The following is a 4,408-nucleotide window of genomic DNA, read 5'->3' as shown; positions in this document are numbered from 1 at the left end:
GGCTGCCCCGGACGGCGTGCATGCAGCCGCAGGTGCCACACAGCTGTCACGCAGGTGGCATGCGAGATGACACACACAAGTGGTGTCGACCAAGGAACTGCCTGCTCGCGCGACATGCAAGACCCACCTGGACGGGTGGTAGCCACGACCGCCCCAACGGTTGAGATGGCTACCCGTGCGGCGATCCTCGGAGCCAGGGACCGCTCGCGGACGTGTGCCGTCCGCTCGGCGACCGCCGTCGACCGTTCAGCAGGCTGGCCCTGCCGCCCGCTGCCACCGCCTGCCTAGACTCCAGAAAAGCCGCCAATGGCTGTCTCGACTGAGGGCGACGACGTCGACGCCCGGGAGGCCCGCGATGACCACCGCACGTCAGGCACTATCCACCACTCGCCGGCCCACGACGGCGGCCGCGAGCCGCCGCGCAGGGCAGATCATCCACGCCGGCAGCGCGGCCATGCTGGTCGGGGGCTTGCTCGTCGCCTTCGGTTCCGTCCTACCATGGGTGTCCACCCCGGCAGGCAGCCTCTCCGGCACAGCCGGTGCCGGGCTGTGGACGCTCTGCGCGGGTGTCGTCGCCATCGCGGGCGCGCTGATTCCACATCGCCGGGTCGCGCTCGTGCACGCCGCGCTGCCCGGCCTCGCGGTCGCGGCGATCGTGGCCTGGCAACTCGCCCGGCTGATGCAGCTGAGTGCCACGACCGACAGCTGGGGAAAGCTCCTGCCCGGCATCGGACTGGTCCTGGCCGGGGGCGGTGCTGTCATACTGCTCCGCATCGCGGCACGGCTGCGTCACTCCACCTGATCTCCCGCAAGAGCGCCGGCGTGGTTCGCTGGAAAGGTCTTCTGACGGGGCAGAACAGCTCGCGCCCACCCACCCCGCATGCCGCCCCGGGCGGGTGGGCACTCGACTCCCTGGACGAGTACGACACGCCTGCTGAAGTCGATGCCAGCATGCGCACGCTGCGACGGGTGGCCATCTGGCATTTCGCCGTGTTCCTCGGTGTCGTCCTGCTGGTCCCTCTGCTCACTGTGGCGCTCGACTGGTGGTCGCGGGGAAGGCTCGTAGGAGGGATCAGTCCGAACTTCGCGATGGCGGCGGTCGGGCTCTATGTCTTCTTCTTCGTCATCTCGTTCGCCGCGGCCCGGCTGTCCAACGCCGTCGAGAACCGGATGCTCGGACACAGCCAGCCCGGCATCATCAGCGACGACGCGGAGCCCTTCGACGGAGACGGCCGGCACGGGCTCCCCAGCGAGGACAGTCTCGCCGCCGGCGACAGACCGCACAGTCTCTCCGGCGGAGACGGGCTCGCCGGCGGAGACGGGCTCGTGGCGGGAGCCGATCGCGTCGACACCGACGACGATTCCCCGAACGGCAGGGCGACATGAACAGCGTCAGCGTGGCCGTCCTCGGCGCGCTGCTCCTGGCGGTACTGGCCCTGACGCTGGTCATCCGGCCACGCCGCGCCTCCACGCTGGACTTCTACCTGGCCGGCCAGCGCGTCGGAGTAGTGACCAACGCGTGTGCCATCTGCGGCGACTACTTCTCAGCAGCGTCATTCCTCGGCGTCGCGGCGGCCGTCTACGTCTCCGGCCTGGACGGCGTCTGGTACGCCACCGGGTTTGCCGCGGGCTTCATACCCGTGCTGCTGTTCATCGCCGCTCCGCTGCGCCGTTTCGGGGAGTTCTCGATTCCCGACTTCCTGGCGCGGCGCCTCCGGTCCGAACACGTACGCATCGTCGCCGTGGTCGTCGTCCAGCTCATCATCCTCTCCTACCTGGTACCCCAGGCCGTCGGCAGCGGCATCACCTGGGAGCTGCTGGTGGATCGTGGCATCGCCGGGCTGTCTCCGTATGCGACCGGCGTCCTGCTGTCCACGACGCTGATCACGGTGCTCGTCACGCTGGGCGGGATGCGCGGGACGACGTGGACCCAGGCGGTGCAGTTCTTGCTGCTGCTGTCCGCCTTCGTGTGGCTGGCCATCGTCATCCTCGGCTCCGGCTTCAACTATCCGGACGCGGTGGCCGAGCTGAGCCGCGAGCCGCTCGCCAACCCGGAGCACGACGGCGGCGGCTGGCACCTGACCACCGAGGCCAACCGGCTGGAGGAGGACCAGCCGATCATCTTCGGCGAGCCAGGTGGCCGTTACGGTCACCTCGGCCAATTCGCCCTGATCATGACCCTGGTCATGGGTACGGCCGGGCTCCCGCACATCATGAACCGCTATTTCACCAGCCCGACGGGCACTGCGGCGCGCATGACGACCGTGTGGGTGCTGGGCCTGGCCGGCGTGTTCTACACGCTAGCCGTCCTGCTCGGCACCGCGGCCCGCACACTGATCAGCCAGGCCGCCGACAACGAGCCCTGGCTGGACGAACTCACCATCGACGGTGTGCTGCGCATCCCGGAGCACGCACTTCTCGTACTCGGCCGTCTCCACGGTGATGAAGCCGGGCTCGGCTTCATCGCCACGGGAGCGCTGATCGCCGTGCTGTCCACCATCGCAGGGCTGCTCCTGGCCGCCGCCGCGTCGTGGGGGCACGATGTGTACGAGCGTCACATCAATCCACGGGCGTCCCAGCGCCAGGCGGTCTGGGCCGGCCGCTCGGCAGTACTCGTGGTGGCCCTGCTGTCCGCGGTGCTGGCGTTGGGCTTGCGGCCCGACTCGATGACCGCACTCTTCCCGTCTGTTGTGGCGACCATGGTGACCTGGGCGTTCGCACTCGCCGGCTCGGCACTGACACCGGTGTTCGTGCTCGCCATCTGGTGGCGGCGGACGACCGCACCGGGGGCGGTGGCCGGCATGGTCACCGGCGCCGTCGCCGCGATGCTGTTGTTCGGGACGGGCACTGTCGTCGGAGGACGCGGCCTGAGCGAAATGATGCTCACGCCGACCGTCATCGCCGCACCGCTGGCCGCCGGCGTGACGATCCTCGTCTCGCTGCGCACGCGTACGCCGACGGACCTTGATCAGCTGTGGCTGCGGCTGCATGGCACGGCAGCAGACCGCCGGGCCGAGCGGCTCGCCCGGCTGACGATCGCCGGGACGACCGCTGGTGCCACCCGGCCACGGGAGCGAGGATGAACAACGGCAGCCTGCCACTCGCCGCCGCGACCACGCTGACGTGGGGCACCGTCTACCTGGTCACGCAGGTGGTCGTCGACCCGCCGCTCGGGGTGGGTCCCACGCTGCTGTTGGGAATCGGGCTGACGCTGACGCTGATGATCGGGTACCCGTCGGCGCTGCGAGGGCTGCGCAGCACCCGTCCAGCGCGCACCGCATCCTCCGGCGTGCCCGGGCAGGGGCGCCACGGGCATGGGCGCACGTTCGCGGCCGTGGGCCGGTCCATCCCGTTGCGCTCCGGGCTGACCGCTGAGGCGGCCCGGCGCACGGCGGAACTGCTGCACCCGCTGCTGGGCGGCGACTCGGTCGCGATCGCCGACCGGGACCAGGTGCTCGCCTTCGTCGGCCCAGGATCGGACCACCACACGGTCGGGGATGCGCCACAGACGGAGTCGTCGGCGCGGGCACTGGCCAGCGGCAAGATCGCCGTCGTGCGACGGCGGGAGAAACTGGGCTGCCCGTACCCGGACTGCCCGCTGCACAGCGCCGTCGTCGCCCCGCTGACCAACGGCAAGCGCGTCGTCGGGATTCTCAAGGTGTACCGGCTGGATGAGGATCCGCCGAACCGCGGCCTGGTCGAGGGCATCGCCGGCATCCTGTCGCTACACCTGGAGCTCGCCGAGTTCGATCGGGAACGCAAACTCGCCGTCGACGCCAAGCTGGATGCGCTACGCGCCCAGATCAACCCGCATTTCTTGTTCAACACGTTGAACACGATCACCTCAAAGGCACGCACCGATCCTGAGGAAGCCCGTCAGCTACTGGTGCGACTGTCCGACTTCTTCCGGTACGCGGTCCGGCAAGACGGCCATCTCGCCGAGTTCAGCCAGGAGTACTTCTTCGTGCGCACGTATCTGTCGCTGGAGCAGGCACGGTACGGCGAGCGGCTCCGGGTTCGCTACGACGTCGACCCGCAGGTACTGACCGCGCACGTTCCCGTGCTGATCATCCAGCCGCTGGTCGAGAACGCGGTCAAGCATGGTCTGGCGGACAAAGTCGACGGCGGCACGGTCACGCTGAAAGCACGCGTCGACCCGCTGACCAGGACGACAACGATCAAGGTCACCGACGATGGGATCGGCATCGGACCGGACAGGCTGGAGGAGATCACCTCGGGTGTGTGCGCAGCGCAGGGCGGCATCGGGCTGCCGAACATCTCCGAGCGGTTGGCAGCCCTGTACGGAGATCGCTATCGTCTGGACATCCAGTCCCAGCAGGGCGACGGCACGGTCGTCGACCTGCGGATCCCCTTAGGGTGATGGTCGGTGGTCGCATGCGAGCCCGTT

4 protein-coding genes are annotated in these 4,408 nt (G+C 69.2%); all 4 read left to right on the top strand.

From position 1 onward, the window contains the following. Positions 1-355 precede the first annotated feature (355 nt). The 4 genes from ELR45_RS15995 to ELR45_RS15980 are packed head-to-tail and all read left to right on the top strand — an operon-like array spanning position 356 to position 4,381. A complete protein-coding gene (locus ELR45_RS15995; protein ID WP_205856690.1) occupies positions 356-802 on the top strand; it encodes a hypothetical protein in 447 nt (148 codons plus the stop codon). A gap of 20 nt (positions 803-822) precedes the next feature. Beyond that, the gene (locus ELR45_RS38040) at positions 823-1,386 is read left to right on the top strand and encodes a hypothetical protein (RefSeq protein WP_205856689.1); all 564 of its coding nucleotides are present in this window, start codon (positions 823-825) and stop codon (positions 1,384-1,386) included. After that, the gene (locus tag ELR45_RS15985) at positions 1,383-3,083 is read left to right on the top strand and encodes a solute symporter family protein (protein WP_129667288.1); all 1,701 of its coding nucleotides are present in this window, start codon (positions 1,383-1,385) and stop codon (positions 3,081-3,083) included. The genes ELR45_RS38040 and ELR45_RS15985 overlap by 4 nt, the downstream gene beginning before the upstream one ends. After that, positions 3,080-4,381 carry a histidine kinase gene (locus ELR45_RS15980; RefSeq protein ID WP_129667287.1) on the top strand — a complete coding sequence of 434 codons (1,302 nt, stop codon included), beginning with the start codon at positions 3,080-3,082 and terminating at the stop codon, positions 4,379-4,381. Before ELR45_RS15985 ends, ELR45_RS15980 begins: the two co-directional genes overlap by 4 nt. Positions 4,382-4,408: the final 27 nt, after the last annotated feature.

This window comes from Phytoactinopolyspora endophytica (assembly GCF_004138495.1).
In the GTDB taxonomy this organism is placed as follows: Bacteria; Actinomycetota; Actinomycetes; order Jiangellales; family Jiangellaceae; genus Phytoactinopolyspora; species Phytoactinopolyspora endophytica.
Note: the sequence above shows the minus strand (reverse complement) of the source record. Positions and strands in the feature narration are given on the sequence as shown.